Annotated in this window: 20 protein-coding genes and 1 tRNA gene; 14 read left to right on the top strand and 7 right to left on the bottom strand. The window is 38.4% G+C overall.

All coding sequences use genetic code 11. The features are described from left to right. The first annotated feature begins 459 nt into the window (after nucleotides 1–459). The 3 genes from gdhA to BWD42_RS03850 all read left to right on the top strand — a co-directional run bounded on the left by gdhA (nucleotide 460) and on the right by BWD42_RS03850 (nucleotide 2,483). Nucleotides 460–1,791, top strand: a complete 1,332-nt coding sequence (gene gdhA / locus BWD42_RS03860) for an NADP-specific glutamate dehydrogenase (protein ID WP_077433301.1) — start codon at nucleotides 460–462, stop codon at nucleotides 1,789–1,791. A 99-nt stretch (nucleotides 1,792–1,890) separates the two neighbouring features. Beyond that, on the top strand, nucleotides 1,891–2,136 hold the full coding sequence (locus BWD42_RS03855; protein WP_077433299.1) for a hypothetical protein: 246 nt from the start codon (nucleotides 1,891–1,893) through the stop codon (nucleotides 2,134–2,136). A gap of 8 nt (nucleotides 2,137–2,144) precedes the next feature. Continuing rightward, the gene (locus BWD42_RS03850) at nucleotides 2,145–2,483 is read left to right on the top strand and encodes a hypothetical protein (RefSeq protein WP_077433297.1); all 339 of its coding nucleotides are present in this window, start codon (nucleotides 2,145–2,147) and stop codon (nucleotides 2,481–2,483) included. A 34-nt stretch (nucleotides 2,484–2,517) separates the two neighbouring features. On the opposite strand, the gene BWD42_RS03845 is transcribed toward BWD42_RS03850, so the two are convergent. From BWD42_RS03845 to BWD42_RS03835, 3 genes are all read right to left on the bottom strand, one after another. Next, nucleotides 2,518–3,174 (bottom strand): MgtC/SapB family protein, encoded by a 657-nt coding sequence (locus BWD42_RS03845; RefSeq protein WP_077433295.1) that lies wholly within the window; start codon nucleotides 3,172–3,174, stop codon nucleotides 2,518–2,520. Between the two features lie 62 nt (nucleotides 3,175–3,236). Next, on the bottom strand, nucleotides 3,237–5,609 hold the full coding sequence (locus BWD42_RS03840; protein ID WP_077433293.1) for an endonuclease MutS2: 2,373 nt from the start codon (nucleotides 5,607–5,609) through the stop codon (nucleotides 3,237–3,239). A gap of 20 nt (nucleotides 5,610–5,629) precedes the next feature. Beyond that, nucleotides 5,630–6,388: a DUF4296 domain-containing protein gene (locus BWD42_RS03835; RefSeq protein WP_077433291.1), complete on the bottom strand. Its 759-nt coding sequence runs from the start codon at nucleotides 6,386–6,388 to the stop codon at nucleotides 5,630–5,632. Between the two features lie 72 nt (nucleotides 6,389–6,460). Here BWD42_RS03835 and BWD42_RS03830 point away from each other — a divergent pair, with 72 nt between their 5' ends. The 10 genes from BWD42_RS03830 to BWD42_RS03785 all read left to right on the top strand — a co-directional run bounded on the left by BWD42_RS03830 (nucleotide 6,461) and on the right by BWD42_RS03785 (nucleotide 14,405). Continuing rightward, entirely contained in the window at nucleotides 6,461–7,153 is a 693-nt protein-coding gene (locus BWD42_RS03830; protein WP_077433289.1) for a YggS family pyridoxal phosphate-dependent enzyme, read from the top strand. Then, nucleotides 7,146–7,598 (top strand): GNAT family N-acetyltransferase, encoded by a 453-nt coding sequence (locus BWD42_RS03825; RefSeq protein WP_077433287.1) that lies wholly within the window; start codon nucleotides 7,146–7,148, stop codon nucleotides 7,596–7,598. Before BWD42_RS03830 ends, BWD42_RS03825 begins: the two co-directional genes overlap by 8 nt. A gap of 26 nt (nucleotides 7,599–7,624) precedes the next feature. After that, entirely contained in the window at nucleotides 7,625–8,416 is a 792-nt protein-coding gene (locus BWD42_RS03820; RefSeq protein ID WP_077433285.1) for a DUF3298 and DUF4163 domain-containing protein, read from the top strand. Between the two features lie 25 nt (nucleotides 8,417–8,441). After that, nucleotides 8,442–9,704, top strand: coding sequence for an aspartate kinase (locus BWD42_RS03815; RefSeq protein WP_077433284.1), 1,263 nt, complete (start codon nucleotides 8,442–8,444; stop codon nucleotides 9,702–9,704). Beyond that, complete coding sequence (locus BWD42_RS03810) at nucleotides 9,705–10,892, top strand: class I SAM-dependent methyltransferase (protein ID WP_077433282.1); 1,188 nt, start codon at nucleotides 9,705–9,707, stop codon at nucleotides 10,890–10,892. 46 nt (nucleotides 10,893–10,938) lie between these two features. Next, nucleotides 10,939–11,928 carry an LLM class flavin-dependent oxidoreductase gene (locus BWD42_RS03805; protein WP_077433280.1) on the top strand — a complete coding sequence of 330 codons (990 nt, stop codon included), beginning with the start codon at nucleotides 10,939–10,941 and terminating at the stop codon, nucleotides 11,926–11,928. Nucleotides 11,929–11,986: 58 nt separating this feature from the next. Further along, entirely contained in the window at nucleotides 11,987–12,796 is an 810-nt protein-coding gene (locus BWD42_RS03800; protein ID WP_077433278.1) for a hypothetical protein, read from the top strand. A 3-nt stretch (nucleotides 12,797–12,799) separates the two neighbouring features. Then, nucleotides 12,800–13,462, top strand: a complete 663-nt coding sequence (locus BWD42_RS03795; RefSeq protein WP_317041790.1) for a DUF1345 domain-containing protein — start codon at nucleotides 12,800–12,802, stop codon at nucleotides 13,460–13,462. 43 nt (nucleotides 13,463–13,505) lie between these two features. Next, nucleotides 13,506–13,895: a hypothetical protein gene (locus BWD42_RS03790; protein ID WP_077433276.1), complete on the top strand. Its 390-nt coding sequence runs from the start codon at nucleotides 13,506–13,508 to the stop codon at nucleotides 13,893–13,895. 90 nt (nucleotides 13,896–13,985) lie between these two features. After that, nucleotides 13,986–14,405 carry a c-type cytochrome gene (locus BWD42_RS03785; protein WP_077433274.1) on the top strand — a complete coding sequence of 140 codons (420 nt, stop codon included), beginning with the start codon at nucleotides 13,986–13,988 and terminating at the stop codon, nucleotides 14,403–14,405. Between the two features lie 193 nt (nucleotides 14,406–14,598). Here the strand turns inward: BWD42_RS03785 and BWD42_RS03780 are convergent. Then, nucleotides 14,599–14,678 (bottom strand) — tRNA-Leu (locus BWD42_RS03780). A 182-nt stretch (nucleotides 14,679–14,860) separates the two neighbouring features. Between BWD42_RS03780 and BWD42_RS03775 the strand changes: the two genes are divergently transcribed. After that, a complete protein-coding gene (locus BWD42_RS03775; RefSeq protein WP_077433272.1) occupies nucleotides 14,861–15,817 on the top strand; it encodes an aldo/keto reductase in 957 nt (318 codons plus the stop codon). A gap of 243 nt (nucleotides 15,818–16,060) precedes the next feature. On the opposite strand, the gene coaD is transcribed toward BWD42_RS03775, so the two are convergent. Genes coaD through BWD42_RS03760 form a run of 3 tightly spaced genes read right to left on the bottom strand, consistent with a single transcriptional unit; the run spans nucleotide 16,061 to nucleotide 17,866 of the window. Then, nucleotides 16,061–16,537 carry a pantetheine-phosphate adenylyltransferase gene (gene coaD, locus BWD42_RS03770; protein WP_077433270.1) on the bottom strand — a complete coding sequence of 159 codons (477 nt, stop codon included), beginning with the start codon at nucleotides 16,535–16,537 and terminating at the stop codon, nucleotides 16,061–16,063. 1 nt (nucleotide 16,538) lies between these two features. Then, entirely contained in the window at nucleotides 16,539–17,078 is a 540-nt protein-coding gene (rsmD, locus tag BWD42_RS03765) for a 16S rRNA (guanine(966)-N(2))-methyltransferase RsmD (protein ID WP_077433268.1), read from the bottom strand. Then, a complete protein-coding gene (locus BWD42_RS03760; protein WP_077433266.1) occupies nucleotides 17,069–17,866 on the bottom strand; it encodes a DUF3822 family protein in 798 nt (265 codons plus the stop codon). The genes rsmD and BWD42_RS03760 overlap by 10 nt, the downstream gene beginning before the upstream one ends. Between the last annotated feature and the right edge of the window lie 39 nt (nucleotides 17,867–17,905).

Below are 17,905 nucleotides of genomic sequence, written 5' to 3'. Positions count from 1 at the left end.
TTATATTATGTTAAATAATAATTCTTTTAAACCTCCCTGTTTCACAACATACTTAATACAATTGTATTGAAATATTACCATAGCCATTTTTATTCTTCTTTCCAATCGCGTCTATATATGTCCAAACCAATCCAATTGAATAACTTATGGTTAATTCATAAGCTTTTATAAAAATTAAAATTTATTACGACCAGAATTACATAATAAAATGCTATATTTTATGTATTTCGTTGTAAAAACGAAAATGATTCTTTTTTTTAACCGTATTATCGAATAAAATACTCAAATGATCTAATTTTCACTAAAAATCGCTACAGTCAAACACAAACAAGCATATTATAAAGAATTTGAAATTTCATTATACCAACTAAATTTTTGTAAATAATGAATGAAAATTGGTTTTTTATTAAAAAACACATAAATTAGTGCCAGCCAAAGGGAAATTTTACTAATTAAAACATGTCAAAAAATTTTAACGAGTTCATTGCGAGCGTTGAGAAACGCAATCCGAATGAACCAGAATTCTTACAAGCTGTAAAAGAAGTTACAGAGGATCTATTTCCTTATATCACAAACAATCATCCTGAATTCTTCGATCAAAAGATTCTAGAGCGCCTTACTGAACCTGAACGTATTATCTCTTTTCGTGTAACCTGGTTGGATGACAATCATGAAGTGCAGGTAAACCGTGGGTATCGTGTACAGATGAATAGCTCCATTGGTCCATATAAAGGCGGACTTCGCTTCGCTCCTTCTGTGAATCAGAGCATCTTGAAATTCCTGGCTTTCGAGCAGGTTTTCAAAAACAGTTTAACAGGCTTACCAATCGGTGGCGGTAAAGGAGGTTCTGATTTTGATCCTAAAGGCAAATCAGATAATGAAATTATGCGTTTTTGCCAAAGCTTTATGACTGAATTATACCGCCATATTGGCGCGGATACAGACGTTCCTGCTGGGGATATTGGGGTTGGCGGTCGTGAGATTGGCTTTCTATTCGGACAGTTTAAGCGTCTTCAGAACAATTTTACTGGAGTTTTGACCGGTAAAGGTGAATTGTGGGGCGGTTCTTATATCCGCCCGGAAGCTACTGGATATGGTCTCTTATATTTCGTAGACTGCATATTTAAGCATAAGGGACAATCGCTACAAGGAAAAGTAGCTACAGTGTCAGGTGCGGGAAATGTTGCATTCTACGCGGTTGAAAAAGCAATGCAATTAGGTGCAAAAGTAATTACCGTGTCCAATAGCCTAGGTACATTATATGACCCAGATGGTTTTGATACTGAAAAAATGGCTTTTGGGGCAACTTTAGGTCGCAATTTGGATCAATACCCTGCCCGTTATCCAAATGCACAATTTTTACTTGGACAAAAGCCTTGGCAATTTAAATGTGATATCGCATTACCATGTGCGACACAAAATGAACTGGATGAGTCTGACGCAAAAGCACTAGTGGCAAATGGCTGTATTTGCGTAGCAGAGGGTGCTAATATGCCTTCTACTGCCGAAGCCATTAAGGTCTTCTTGGATGCTAAAATCAGTTTCGCTCCCGGAAAAGCGGCAAATGCTGGCGGAGTTGCCGTCAGTGGCTTGGAGATGTCTCAAAATTCGATCCGTACACAATGGGGTACTGAAGAAGTAGATAGTCGCCTAAAAACAATTATGGGAAGCATTCACGAGACTTGTTTGAAATATGGCAAAGAAAGCGACTTTGTTAATTACTTAAAAGGTGCCAATATTGGCGGCTTTATTAAAGTAGCCAACGCCATGAAAGCTCAGGGAGTAGTATAATCAGCCTTTTTCTAATCATATCATAATCCTGAACGCTCAAATGTATTTCATTTGGGCGTTTTTTTATACTTTTATGGTAATTTTAAAACAAGAGATTACATGAGATTAATAGCGGAACTCCCCCATCCTGATTGCAAGATTTCCATTTTTGGAATGAACCAGAAATTCATTATCAAATTTGAACAGGGAAATCTGGAGCAATCCTATAAAATTGCAGAAGTTGATATCATAGGCGGCGTAAATGGTGTCTTTGAATTACTTGATGAGGAATTTCTTAAAAGTGTGTTAGATCAGTTTGCTTTAATGCGTCAATCATTTAACAGTGCTTACAGTAGATACGAATAGTAGCAATTATGTTAAACTATCTTTATTTCGCAGCATTTTGGACTTGCCAGATTGTATCCTCTATCCTATTTAAACTAGGTGGAATTCATCCAAAGTATAAATGGGCTGCGTTGATTATTGGAAATATTATTTTGCTTTCCGCAAGCTGGTTTCTTATCCAACTTTTTAAAAATGTCTCGCAGCCTATAGTTATTGCATTGTGTTCAGGCGGGACTTTTTTAACTGTCCAGCTGGCCATGGCGTTGTATTTCAAAAGCCCACTTAGTTGGCAGCAGGTAGTCGGTATGTTTGTTATTATTGTGGGTATGGTAATGATCACCTTTGGTGGCAAAGACCAGACAGCTTAACAGTTTGATTTTATCCTGAAAAAATTGATGGGTTTTATTTATTATAATAAAACTCATCAATTACAAGTGAACTTGCGAGCTGTTGATTAAAACGGTCTAAATCTGTCATTTTTCCGGAAATATCATACATTACTTCCAGTTTTCCACTAATTTTCTCGATTACACGGCGTGAAGCTTTAATTTTAAAATCCATCGCCATTTGTTCAAACTCATGTAGATGATAAAATTCATTCGAACTAAATTTGATATGTAATGAACGCACTAGATAGTAACGCGATAATAATACTTCTATCCGTTGGAAAAGCGCAAGGATAAGCACCATAAAAATGGCGAAGGAGATTGCATAAACTAATTCGCCCAATCCGGCAAACATTCCAATCCCGGCTGTGGCCCAGATAACAGCTGCAGTAGTTAGGCCACTGACTGATAATTTACCTTTAAATATAACTCCTGCTCCTATAAAACCGATACCTGTAACGATATTGGCAGCAACCCGATCCGTACTATTGCCAATAAATAAACAGGATACAATCGTGAACATGGCAGAGCCAAAGCAGATCAGTACCACTGTACGGAATCCAGCCGATTTATTTCTGTATTCACGCTCAAAGCCGATTAAACTGCCACACAAAATCGAAGTTAGGGCATTTAGTAAAGGCTTACTACTCAAAAAATCAATAATGCTTTCCATTTTAAGTGCTGTTGGACGATAATATAAAAAACTCCCATTTAAATAATGGGAGCTCTCTTTTCCTATAAATAAGCGTAGGTTATTCCATCACCACCGCGGTCTTGATGTTCATCCTCAAACCGGCTGACATGGCTGTATTTACGTAAATAGTCCCGAATGAATTTTCGCAAAATACCGTCCCCTTTGCCATGAATAATTTTTAAGGATGGATAGCCTACCATAACGGCCCTATCCAGTACTTTTTCTAATTCATGCAGTGCATCTTCAGTTCGCATACCACGGAGGTCAATCTCCGGATTAAAATCCGCTACCGTTCCAGCCGATAACGACTTCGATAAACTTTTAGCGGATTTCTTATTTTCTCTCCCTTCGAGCTTAATGACATTTTTTCGTTTCTGTACTGTACGCAATTCCCCCAGGGCAAGAATCAAATTGTTTTTTGCTATTTCAACAATCTGTGCTTCAGCGCCATTGTCAATGATTTGCACCCAGTCGCCTATACTTAGTTCCGAGGAATCTGTTGTTTTTTCTTTTATGACTTGCTTAGCCGCCTGTTCTTTCGGTAAAACGGCTTTTAAAGCCCGATCCAAATTGTTACGTAATTCACGGGTTTTCTCCTTGTCAGCTTTCACTGACTTAATCTGCGCAACCGTATTCTCAATTAATTTATTGGAATTTTTGATAATTTCCTGTGCTTCCTCTTTCGCTTTTTTCAGGATAACCCGCTTATTCTCTTCCAGATAACTTTGTAGCTCTAAATATTCCGATTTAAGAGATTCAAGTTCTTTTTCTCTTTTATTAATGGCAACTTTCGTGTCAAATACTTCCTTCTTTTCCCGTTCAAGATCGATCAACAGGGTGTCTACCTTTTTCTGTTGCACACCAATTTTGCCTTTGGCAGATTCAAGAATTTCTCTGCCTAAGCCTATTTTCTGAGCGATTTCAAAAGCATAAGAACTGCCCGGTTTGCCGACCTGAAGGATATACATCGGGCGCATCTCACGGTTGTCGAATAACATGGAAGCGTTCTCCAGCCCTGAGGTATTGCTCGCGAACACCTTTAAGTTTGAGTAGTGTGTTGTTACCACGCCCCGGATCTGCTTTTTATTCAACGCTTCCAATACGGCTTCGGCAATCGGCCCACCAAATAAAGGGTCCGTTCCAGTACCGAATTCATCAATAAGCACCAACGTGCGTCCATTGGCAAATTCTGTAAAATACTTCATTTTAGACAAGTGCGCACTATAGGTACTGAGATCACTTTCGATAGATTGATCGTCACCAATATCAGCAAAAATTTGCTTAAAAACTCCGATTTTCGTTGTTGGTTCAGCGGGGATCAATAAACCCGATTGCGCCATGATCTGTAGTAAACCCACTGTCTTCATACAGACAGACTTACCACCGGCATTTGGACCAGATACGACGATAACACGTTGCAACTGATCGATCTGTATGTTTAATGGAACTACAGTGCCTTTATGATGTTCGTTGAGCAGCAATAACGGATGACGAGCATTAACCAAGTTGATTTCAGCTTCTTTAGATAGTTCAGGCATCTCCGCCTCGATGTCCAAGGCAAAAAGGGCTTTAGCCCTAACGAAATCGACTTTAGTCAATAAGCCATGATAAGACAGTAATAACGGAAGATGTGGACGTACTTTATCCGTAAGTTCCACGAGTATCCGGATAACCTCCCTCCTGCGTTCAAACTCAAGATCCCTAATTTTATTGTTGAGTTGAAATACTTCTTCCGGCTCAATATAAGCAGTTTGCCCTGTAGCGGATTCATCGTGAATTAGCCCTTTAAGTTTCCTTTTGTTTTCAGCCAAAATAGGAATACATAGCCGCCCATCGCGCACAGTCAAATTGCCATCCGCTGTCCAACCGTTGTCCTGTGCATTTTTGAAAATACTGTTTATGCGTTTAAGGGCATCTTGTTCCGCGCGTTGTATTTGCTGGTTGATCTCAAGCAGTAAGCGGGAAGCATTATTTTTGAGTTTTCCGCGCTCGTCGATGACCATTTCAATATCACGAATGATTCCTTTCTCTATCGGTAAATGCTCGAATAATACCTCGAGATTCGGATAGAGACCTTCCCTTTCGTTAAAATAGCGGATGATGGCATAAACAGTTTTCAGGGACAACAAGACCCTGAAAAATTCTTCTTCAAGAAGAAAAGCACCTTCCACCCGCGCCTTTTCAATAATGGACTTTAAGGGGAAAAAATTTTCGACTGGAAATGCTGCATCGTTGACAAGAAGATCTTTGAATTCACTCGTCTGCCTTAAAAAACGATCTATTTGATCAAAGCGAGTTTGGGGTTGAATTTTTTCGACCAATTCTCGACCTGATTCGCTCAGGCATTTTTGTTTTATTTTATCTTTTATCTCGAAAAATCCGAGCTTATCTATCGCATTTAATGGATATACCATAAAATTATATTCTTTGATGGTTAAAGTTTTGACACAGGCTTTAAGGTCTGTGGCGGAGTAAGAAGCGGTTCTGCGGGCTTCTGCTCCATTTGTTTTGGTAACCTTGCAGTGTCCTTTGCTGCCGTGCCAGGTGTTGTTGGCTGGGACACAGGATTCCCTGTCGAAGTAGGTGCCGCTGATCCAATTGGTAAGATTGAACCACCAGTAGATAGCTGATTCATTAAATAACTATCCAAACTAACACCTGTTTTCTGCTGGAAATTTTTGTTAAACAATAACGAAGCCTCTTTAAAACTGAACTTTTCCTTACTTGGTTTGTAATGGATAAGAGCATCAATACGTTCCTGATACTGTTGCTGTTGTCGCATCACGCGACTTGTACTATCCTGGATCCGTGCATTGACAATAGAGTCTCTTGTACGGATAGAATCCTGCTTTTTGCGTTCGATATCCGTATAAAATTTATTCTCTTTGTTCAGGTTATCCTCCACTTTCTTGTAAATAGCCGACATGACCTCCGCATCTTTACCATAATAGTCCAGGTTCCTCTTAAAAGACACAGAGTCCAGTCCGTATTTATCAAAAGTTACCTGGTACAAAGGCACCATCACTTTGCGTGCACTATCAATGGGCAAGATATTGAGATATGAATCTATCAATTGAATTTCTGTCAAAGCATCTACAAATTTGCTTTGTGAGATAATATCCTTCTCTTCTGGTCTGACACATGAACCAAATAAAAAAATCACAGCAAGTAGATTCAGTATTAATCGTAGCATTTCGTAGTTTTGTACAAATTTACAAAAAGCACCGACATTTGGCACTTTTTACATCATCAAACTATATCGGAAATGAGCATTGCGAGTAATTTAGAAGCTTTAAGATTGGAAACCGAAGCGAAGGGCGTTCAGCTTGTAGCGGTTTCAAAGACAAAGTCCAATTCAGAAATCATGGAAGCCTACGCGGCTGGGCAACGTATTTTTGGTGAAAATCATGTTCAAGAATTAATTGAGAAAGCAGAGCTTTTACCCGAAGATATTCAGTGGCATATGATTGGGCATTTACAAACCAATAAGGTAAAATATATTGCGCCGTTTGTTAGCTTAATTGCTTCTGTAGACTCCTTAAAACTTTTAAAGGAAATTAATAAACATGCATTAAAGGCGGATCGTATTATCGATTGTTTATTGCAGGTTTATATTGCCGATGAGGACACCAAATTTGGTTTAGATCATGCGGAACTGATTGAGTTGCTCCGCGATGAAGAATTCCTCGGACTAAAAAATATCCGTATTTGTGGACTGATGGGAATTGCATCCAATACAGACAATGAAAAAGTCGTAAAAGCGGAGTTCTACGAACTAAAGATGTTATTTGATGGGGTTAAAGCCAGCTTCTACCGCAAAGACGATTATTTTAAAATACTTTCCATGGGAATGTCATCGGATTACAAATTAGCGATTGAAGAAGGTTCCACTATGGTTCGTATCGGAAGCACAATTTTTGGCAAAAGAGTAATTAAACATTATAAAAACAATGACTAAACCAATTATACGCGCTGCAATAAAATCCGACTGCCCACAGATGCTGGAGCTAATCAAAGAATTAGCCATCTATGAGAAAGCGCCAGATGAAGTAACCGTTTCCCTCGCGGAGTTTGAAGAAGCGGGATTTGGAAAAAAACCTATCTGGGGTGCGTTTGTCGCGGAAGTTGACGAAGAAATTGTTGGAATTTCATTATATTACGTCAGATACTCTACCTGGAAAGGAAGGAGACTTTACCTAGAGGATTTAATCGTTACCGAAAAAATGCGCGGTCTAGGCATAGGCAAACAACTGTTTGACAGAACACTTGCCTACGGAAAAGAATGTGGCTATCATGGAATGGTCTGGCAAGTTTTGGATTGGAACGAGTCTGCCATAAAATTTTATGAACGATACAAAGCTGATTTTGATTCGGAGTGGATTAATGTGTCGATCACTTATTAAAAATTAACAGGGGAAAAATCAATTCAATGCGGTATTATCTCTTTTTGAAAATTCTATTTATAGGTTGCCTATTTTATTCATGTCAGAACAAAGGCGCTGCCCCCACTATTAAACAACTTGGGGATACTCTTGTTTATCACAGAAAAACGGTTGATGAGCATAGTAATTATTTTCTAAAAGGAGATGATCAATTGGATACCACCTATTTTCGGGCAAGTTATCCAGTCTTCGAAGAAATTAAGATCAACACCCTGATTTCTTCTATTGTTCATCTGGAGGGAGATACCAGCATGGAAGAAGCCGCTCATCGTTTTATCAATGCCTATAATGAATATGTAGATGATAACAATGGTAAATCCACGGCGACCTGGAATCGGGATCTCCAGGTAGATGTTGTAGCAAATACGCCTGCATATCTCGCTATAAGAACCAAACAGGAAGAGTATACCGGCGGAGCGCATGGCGATCATGTAACGTTATACTCGAACTTTGATCGACAGTCTAATAATCCAATTACAATTGATGACATCATTCGCAAGCAGGATAAAGACAGGTTCATTAACATTGCCGAACAATGCTTTCGTAGACAGGAAGGATTGAATACGGATGATTCCTTGAATGGAAAATATTTTTTTGAAGATGGTAAGTTTTCACTCGCAGATAATTTTACATTTGAGAAAAACGAACTCTTATTCTACTATAATATTTATGAAATTAAATCTTATGCTGAAGGTGGCACGGAGTTACGTATTCCTTATACAACTTTTAAAGATCTAATCTCAGAAAAAGGATTACATTATATTAATAGCATCAACTAGCAATCAACTAAACTCAATAAAATAAATGCAGGTTTTTAAATTTGGAGGAGCATCAGTAAAGGATGCGGAAAGTGTCAGAAATTCAGCGAAGATTATTTCGAAATACAAAGGTGAAGCTTTGTTGGTCGTTATATCTGCCATGGGTAAGACAACAAACCTTCTGGAAAAATTGACCCGGGAATATTATAATCATACAGGCTTGCAGTTTCAGACCCTTGAAGAAGCCAAAGCATTCCATTTTCATATTCTTCATGACCTATTTCCCAATGCTGAGCATCCTATTTTCGATGAAATTTCCAACTGTTTCGTCGAGATTGAATGGATTTTGGAGGAGGATCCACAAGACTCTTATGACTACCTCTTTGACCAAATTGTGTCGATGGGCGAATTGATCTCTACCAAAATCGTGGCTGCATATGTAGCTTTTATTGGTGAAAAAGTCAAATGGTTGGATGCACGCGACTATATCCTAACCGATAATACCTTCCGCGAAGCCGTGGTGGATTGGAGTAAAACAGAAGAGAAAATCCGTGCCGAACTTCCTTCCATATTAGATGAATATATTGTCATTACACAGGGGTTCCTTGGTTCTACATCGGAGAATTTCACCACAACTTTAGGCCGCGAAGGTTCCGATTATTCTGCGGCTATATTTGCGTCATGTTTAAATGCTGAAAATGTAACAATTTGGAAAGACGTCCCAGGCGTTCTCAATGCTGATCCGAAATGGTTTGAAAAAACTGAACTGATTCCTGAACTATCTTATACCGATGCTATTGAACTTACCTATTATGGTGCGACAGTAATCCACCCGAAAACGATCAAACCATTGCAGAATAAAAAAATTGCTTTAAATGTGCGCTCTTTTGTTGACCCAGATTCTCCGGGAACAGTCATTAGAAGTACAAATCAGACGTTACCGGTTCCTTCGTTTATATTTAAAGTAAATCAGATTTTTGTCTCAATTTCACCACGGGATTTTTCATTTATCGTGGAAGATAACCTCAGAGATATCTTTAATCTTTTCCACCAACATCGCATCAAAATCAATATGATGCACAATACGGCCATCAATTTCACCGTCTCAGTGGACGATACCGGAAAGAACGTGGTGGATTTAATTAACGATCTTGAACAGCGGTTTAAAGTTACCTATGAGTCTGGCCTAGAACTAATCACGATCCGTTACTATAACCAGGAAACCATCGAGCGTGTTCTTGTTGATAAAGAAGTGATCAGTGAGTTAAAGGATAGATATACTTGCCAGCTTCTCGTTAAGAAAATATAGATGAATACATTAATTCTTCAAAAGGAGGTACAGCTGTTTTTGGAAAAACACCTAAAAGAGTCTCCTGCTAAAATAGCTTTAAAGAAATCTCCTTTTGAAGGAATATCGTCTTCTGAACTAGCTGCACAGCTGGATGGTAAGCAGCGTGCGGGGACTAAAATCCCATTATGGACGACAACTCCTGGAATCTATTTTCCCGCAAAACTGAATCTGGAACAATGTTCATCTGAAAAAACAGCACTATTTAAAAGCTCGCTTATTCAAGAAGGCACACGTTTAATTGATGCAACCAGTGGTTTTGGCGTTGACAGCTTTTATTTTTCGACACGTGCAAAACAAGTCATATCCTGTGAGCTCAACTCGGATCTTGCGCAGATTTCATCGCATAATGCCAAGGTCTTATCTGCGACAAATATCGAGGTTATAGCGACAAATGGTGTGGATTACATATTTAATAGCCCACAGGAATACGTTGATTATATCTACCTAGATCCTTCGCGCAGGGTTCAGAATAAGAAAGTATTTCTGCTGGATGAATGTGAACCTAATTTGGTGGAGCTACAGCATTGCTTTTTTGAACGGTCTCATATTATTATTAGCAAGCTCGCTCCATTATTGGATATTTCTTCAGCATTAGGTATGTTGAATCATGTAAAGGATGTGTATGTTGTTTCCTTACAAAATGATTGTAAAGAACTTATTTTCATTCAAAAGAAAGATTTTGAAGGTGAGCCGGTCATTCATGCCGTCCGACTGTTCAAAGAGGAACAACAGGTCATCTCCTTTACTTATTCGGAAGAACGCAGTACCCTTGTGGAGTACAGTGCGCCTCTATCCTATCTTTATGAGCCAGATGTAGCCCTGACCAAGGCTGGTGCTTTTAAAACAATTGCCTCTCTTTTTGGAATAAAAAAACTACATAAAAATACACATTTGTATACTTCGGATCGGAAAATCCCAGATTTCCCAGGCAAAATATTTAAGATAAAAGAGGTTGAATCTTTTACAGAATTCAAGAAAAACAAAACTCCGTTACAAGCTGATATTATCGCAAAAAATTTTCCCTTAAAAACGGAAGAGATAAAAAAGAAATTTAAGATTAAAGACAGCGGCGACAGCTTTAGCTTATTCACCACAGTATTGAATGATCAGCTAATTGTCATACATACACACCGAATTATAGAATAGACAATTTCATTACAATTGTCCTATTTCTTCTATGTAATTTTAATGTATGGATAAAATCGTATTATCAGCATTAGATTTAGCTCCCATCAAAAAAGGAGAAAATACCGCCAGTGCAATTGATCGCAGTGTAAAAATTGCACAACATATCGAACAACTGGATTTTCAAAGAATCTGGGTCGCCGAACATCATAATATGGAATATATTGCAAGTTCGGCCACCTCCTTACTTATACAACATATTGCTTCCAATACAAACCGAATCAGAGTTGGTTCAGGCGGAATCATGTTGCCCAATCATGCTCCCTTAGTGATTGCGGAACAATTTGGCACCTTGGAAACATTATTTCCGGGTCGGATCGATCTTGGTTTAGGCCGTGCGCCGGGTACGGACCAATTGACTGCTATGGCTTTACGAAGAAATAATCTAAATACTGCGTTCCAATTTCCGCAGGAGGTAAAAGATCTCCAGCTATATTTTAGTTCCGATAATTATGATGCAAAAGTACGTGCATTCCCCGGTGAGGGACTGGAAATCCCACTATATATTTTAGGTTCCAGCACGGATAGTGCTTACTTAGCCGCTAGCTTAGGGCTTCCCTACGCTTTCGCCACGCATTTTGCTCCAGCGCAATTTGCCTCGGCGAGTATGATTTATCATCAGAACTTTGTACCCTCGAAGGTATTGGATAAACCCTATTTTATTTCCTGTGTCAATGTGATTGCTTCCGATACTAACGAAGAAGCCGAGTTTTTGTCCACGAGCTTTTTTAATTTATTTGCCGGCATTGTAACGAATACAAGAAAACCGTTATCTCCGCCTACAGAAGAGGTCATTTATAAGGGAATTCCAGCCATCGAACAAGCTGTACAGAGCATGGCTTCCTGTGCCTTTGTCGGAGATAAAAATAAGATCGGTCCTGAGATAGAAAAATTTGTTAAAGATCATAAAGTCGATGAAATTATGGCTACCTCCTATATCTTCGACGATGAAAAATGCCTAAAATCGTTTTCTTTACTTCAGAAAGCACTCTCCTAAAAAATCTTCAGGTTTTATATACCGTGAATTTTATATATTTAAATAAAATTCACGGCATATGAAAAACTATTCTGTTTTTACTTTACTATTTACACTACTTTTTATTCAAGCTTGTGATAGCCCCTCTACAAAAAAGGGAAACACTGCTCTAGATTCGACTGTGACGAAAGATGACACATCTTTGATATCGAAAGACAGTGCCAGGTTATCCGTAGCTGCTACATCCGACAGCTCAAAGGGACAGATTTTTTTAGTACGCAGTTATCGGATCTGGGAAAAGGAAGATCCAACCGCAGTATTGAACAATGATTGGTTTGATCTTTACGAGCTCGAAGGAAAGTATTATTTGGACAAAGTGGATTATGAAGTCAAGGATGGTTATGATGAGTGTGCTCAGGTCCCCTCAAAAAGTGTTGAGTCGAAAAGAAACTCCCTTTTGTTCTTAAATATAAAAGGGTTGAAAACAGGAGCATTGGAGAACTTAAAGATAAACCACTCAGAAATATGGCCCAAGGAATCCGTGGAATATAATTTTAGAAAGCAGCATGTTATACTCAAAGGGTCGGGAGATATAAAATCCACCGAAGTACAGACCGACGAAAAAGGACATGAAAAAATATTTCACGAAGTAGCCCATTATAAGCTCAATGCAACCTTTGGAGGAAGGAATGAATTGACATTATTTCAAAAAGATCAATATGAACATGTATTTATGTCCACGCAGTTTGTCGGCGATATAGATCGAGACGGACAATTGGATTTTATTTTTTCCAATCCAAGTCACTACGAGGAAGAGGCGCTCCTATTGTTTCTTTCTAATGGTGGAAATCCATTGATTTTCGAGGCAAATGAGCAATTTGATTGTTAATCTATGACCATGGGAAAAATAAAAACAGTCCTACATCAAATGAAGTCCATTCATCGGGCTTTAATAGCAATTTGCGCCTTTATCCTTACATATCTGCTCTCCCCGATTAAAACCTTGCCCTTGCTAAGCCTGGTGTTAAGCTGGTTTGGATTTTGTGTTTCTTATATACTGCTTTCTTGGTATACATTTTATACAATGCCTGTGTCTTCAATCACGAAAAAAGCACAACAGGAAGACGGCAGCCGACTTTTTGTATCCCTTTTTATTATACTAGTTACCATCAGTTGTTTTATTTCAGTCCTAATGATTATTATATCAAGTAAGAGTAAGCAACTTGACGACTCCTATATTATTACCATTTGCATGCTTGCCATGGTGGCTTCGTGGTGCTTGGTCCATACAATATATACTTTTCATTATGCTCGTCTGTACTATGAAAACGGTTCCGATGGTAGTGGCCTGGAGTTTCCGGGGAATGATAAGCCAGACTATTTGGACTTTGCTTATTTTTCTTTTGTTATGGGCTGTACATTCCAGGTTTCTGATGTGGGTATCTCGTCAAAAAAAATTAGACGTATCGTCTTATTTCATGGCTTACTCTCCTTTACATTAAATACTTTTGTTGTCGCATTGACGATCAATATCATTTCCGGTCTGATCAATTGAGTTTTTGATCCAAAAACCGTATTTTAGTCCAAAATATATACACATGAAGTTTTTCCATCCATTAGTCGCGCTTGTTTTATGCCTTATTACAGTTGTTTCATGTAAAAAGAATGAAACTTCCGATGGAGAAACAACAGACGCCTCTGGAAGTTTTATCGGTAGAGTCCAATTTCAGAGCAGCTCGTTGTCGGTTGATCGATCCAATCGATTGATCCGTATTCAGCGCGAGGGAAATCCGGAATCTTATAAAATTGAGTTTTTTACCGGGGTTCCGAATATTACGGGTGTGCGCTTTACTAAGGTGAACGACAGTACCTGGATCTCCAACGATACCGCCAAACTAAAAGATGTGAGAATCCAGGGAAAACTGTTAAAAATAGATTACCAATTGGAAGGTCAGTCCTGGACGGTTACAGAAGCTATTCGTAAATAATAATCAATCTAAATTGTCATAATAATTTCATTTTTCATTGTTTAAGTATTCCATAATGCTTACATTTAGTTAAGCATAAGGAAAAGAGAAATGAAACACATAAAAAAGATTGGAGCTATTGCTTCTGTATTTGCTATAGCCATTGCCTTGAGTGCATTTAGTTTCCAACAGGAAGAGCCACAGGAAGATCCTAAACCCACAAATCTGAAAGTTCTCCCAAAAAACATTTCGCATGACGAATTGATCGCAACAATGAAAGAGTTTAATGTTGCATTAGGTGTCAAATGCGGATTTTGCCATGCGCCTTCAAAAGAAGATCCTAAAAAGATGGACTTTGCGAGCGACGAAAACCCTAAAAAAGAAGTTGGCCGCGCAATGATCAAGATGACACAAAAGATTAATAAAAAGTATTTCAATCACAGTTGGGACAGCTCTCCAGCTAAAGCGATTTCCTGTAAAACTTGTCATGGCGGTAAAGCCGAGCCAGAGATGGTATTAGCGAAAAACTAATCAAACTATATATTTTACGTAACACCATCGGATTCCTACCCGATGGTGTTTTTTTATTCGTTCAATCTTATTCGCTGAGTTTTATTTTTGTTGTTTTCGAATGCGATTTTGCATTTAGCGTATCGAAAACATGTTCTGTCAGAGGGAAAATTAAAATAAAAAAGGCTTTTCATATTGAAAAGCCTTTTTGTTGTACCCGGAGCCGGAGTCGAACCGGCACGGTTTCCCACTGGTGTTTGAGACCAGCGCGTCTACCAATTCCGCCATCCGGGCATATCCGTTTGGGATGATGCAAAAGTAAGGAAAGTTTTTATTTTTCCAAAGCCCCCTCTATTACTTTTCCTAAACTACCTGAAAATGAATCAGAAATTTTTTATAAAATTATTTATAGTGCCGGTTCGAAGGTTTAACTGGCATTTTTTTATTAGTTTTAAAAAGGAAATAATAGGCAACTCATGGAAAAGGTTAAGTTAGGAAATAGTGAAATTGAATTTAAACCGATCATTTTTGGCGGGAATGTATTTGGTTGGACTGTCGATGAGCAACAGTCCTTTGCTCTTTTGGATGCATTTGTCGATATGGGCTTTAGCTTTATAGATACGTCCAACAACTATTCTCATTGGGTACCCGGCCACACCGGATCAGAGTCCGAATCCATCATTGGGAAATGGATCAATAAACGGGATATCCGGGATAAAATTCAAATTGCCACCAAGGTTGGTGGTCGTCGAGCCAGCAATGACAAGCCCAATTTAAAAAAAGAACACATTATAAAGTCGGTTGACGAATCGCTCATGAGATTACAAATCGACACCATAGATCTTTATCAGTCACATCATGATGATCTTTCAACGGCAATAGACGAAACGCTTGAAGCTTACCAACAATTGGTACAGGCAGGTAAAGTAAAATGGATTGGAGCCTCCAATTTAAGTCCCGAGCGTATTAAAGAGTCCTTACTGATCGCAGAACAGAACAATCTCCCTGCCTATATTTCCATTCAGCCCGAATATAATTTATATGACCGCTCAAAATATGAGCAAGATTATGAACAGCTCGCACTCGAAAATCATCTAGGTGTGATCACTTATTATTCTTTGGCCAGTGGATTTCTTTCAGGAAAATATAAGTCAGTGGATGATATTAAAAATGCGAAACGCTCTGATGCGCTAAAAGGCCGGTTTAATGACCGAGGACTTCGTATTCTCGACGCCTTAGCCCAAGTAGCCCACAGTCAACAAGTCGCGATGCCTACAATTGCGCTCGCATGGATTCTGCATCGGCCTTCAGTAAGCGCGCCCATCGTAAGCGCTACTTCTCTGCAACAGCTTGAAGAATTAACCCATGCAACCAAGATAAATTTGTCTTCCGAAGAAATGTCTCTATTAGATACGGCTAGTGCCTATGAATAAAGCTGACCCAGATACTCTAACATACTGACGATAAGTCGCTTAACCCCAACCTTATCATCATTCAGAATATTATTTGGCACCTATATGGCTAAAATCGTCACATTAACGACCCAAAACTAAACATACGATTCACAATAAGATACATAAAACACTGTTTTTCAATTAAAAACAAATGAGGGCAAAATAAAATTTTGTCCGCATTTCGTTAAAAAACATATGTGTTTAGCGCCTAATTACGAACTATTACGGCTTCCTCTCATTTAACAATGTAAGCACTTCTGTGGGCACCATCGCCCTAATATCCCCTCCATTAAACCATACATCCCGCACAATAGTTGAAGATATATGCGCTTTCCCAGTCCTACTCATCAAAAAATAACTTTCAACAACCGGGTTTAACAACAGATTATTTTGTGCGATCGCATTCTCAAATTCAAAATCTCCTGTATTTCGCAAACCACGTAATATAAATTTAGCACCAACTTTCTGGCAGAAATCCACAGTCAAACCATTATACTTCACCACTTCGATTACATTGACATCCCGAAAGACCTCTTGTATGCATTTGACCCGTTCATCATGATCCAACATGCCCTTTTTATTTACATTATACCCAACAGCGATTATGATTTTATCAAATAACGGCAAAGCTCGTTCAACTAGATCCTGATGGGCTAACGTGAAAGGATCAAATGAGCCTGGAAAAACAGCAATTTTCATACTATAAAGAATTTGTGTAAAATGAAAAAGATGAATACCCGTACTTTCTGGTTTCTATAAAATTCGGATGCTCTTCCATTTGCCTTGTAGATGGATGTTCTACAATAAGAAGCCCATTATCATTTAATAGATTGTTTTCGAGAATCAATTTTGGCAGTTGAGGTAGCTTTGGAATATCATAAGGCGGATCTGCAAAGATTAAATCATAGGTACTTTTGCAGCTGGTAATAAATTTAAAAACATCCGCTTTCTTGGCTTTTATCTGCTCCAGCTTCATTTTTTTTACTGTGTCCATAATGTATTGTACACATTTAAAATGTAAATCGACCGAATCCACATGTTCCACTCCTCGTGAAGCTAACTCAAAACTAATATTCCCCGTTCCAGCAAAAAGATCAAGGCAATTTAAGCCATCGAATTCTAAGCGGTTCTGCAAAATATTAAACAGAGCTTCCTTCGCGATATCTGTGGTTGGCCTTACCGGTAAATTGCTGGGTGGATTCAGCCTTAGACCACCGATTTTACCTCCTATTATTCGCATAATATTGAATCAAATAACACATTATATGCTGTTAAATTACCACTGACCTCCTGATCTGCAAAAGCTACTTTTGTTTTTAGATCCAATATTTCAACATCTCCCGCATAGGATGCAATTCGTTTATAATACGATTCATTGGGCACCTCACCGGAAAGGAGTACCTTATCAATTGACCCGCCAAGGTTAAATTGACTCAATATATTCAACACATAATAACTAATATCATCCAGATTATGGATTTCAAAGCTATTGTAAAGTTGGAAAACTCCATTTTTGAATAGGTAAAAGTCAACAATAGTATCAGCGACGAAATGTAGCCCCAGCACACTACCCCTAATTGCTATACGTTCCTGCGCCCGGTCCAATACAACTGCAAACTCAGGAAGAATAACAGCATCCGGAAACAGTCTAAGCCAACGATTCAAAAGCAACTTATCAAATTGATATAAAGCAACAAAGCCAAGGTTATCTAAATGGTAAATAAATGTATTTTCAAGATCTGAAGTCCCCAGGAACTGTACATATTGCGCAATATTATCCTCCTGAAAGACCTCTTTAGGTATAAATGTAAAACTCTGGTGCGGAATAACAATCCGAACGAACCGAAAAGGTAAACTCATTATTCTTGTCGCATCTAAGATTGGCTCCTCCGAAGGGTATTCTATCAGTATCGGCACTACTGACTTCTTATCGACTACCGCTAACACATCTTTTTGAAAGCCAGCCTTTACCAAAAGATTATACTCAGGTAAATAATGAATGTTAAATTGTTTTGAAATATAATTCATTCGCTGAATTGTAAAAATAAAAACTTGTTAAAGCAAAAA

Source organism: Sphingobacterium sp. CZ-UAM (assembly GCF_002000245.1).
Taxonomy (GTDB): Bacteria; Bacteroidota; Bacteroidia; order Sphingobacteriales; family Sphingobacteriaceae; genus Sphingobacterium.
The sequence above is the reverse complement of the archived record's forward strand: the minus strand, read 5'-3'. Positions and strand labels throughout refer to the sequence as shown.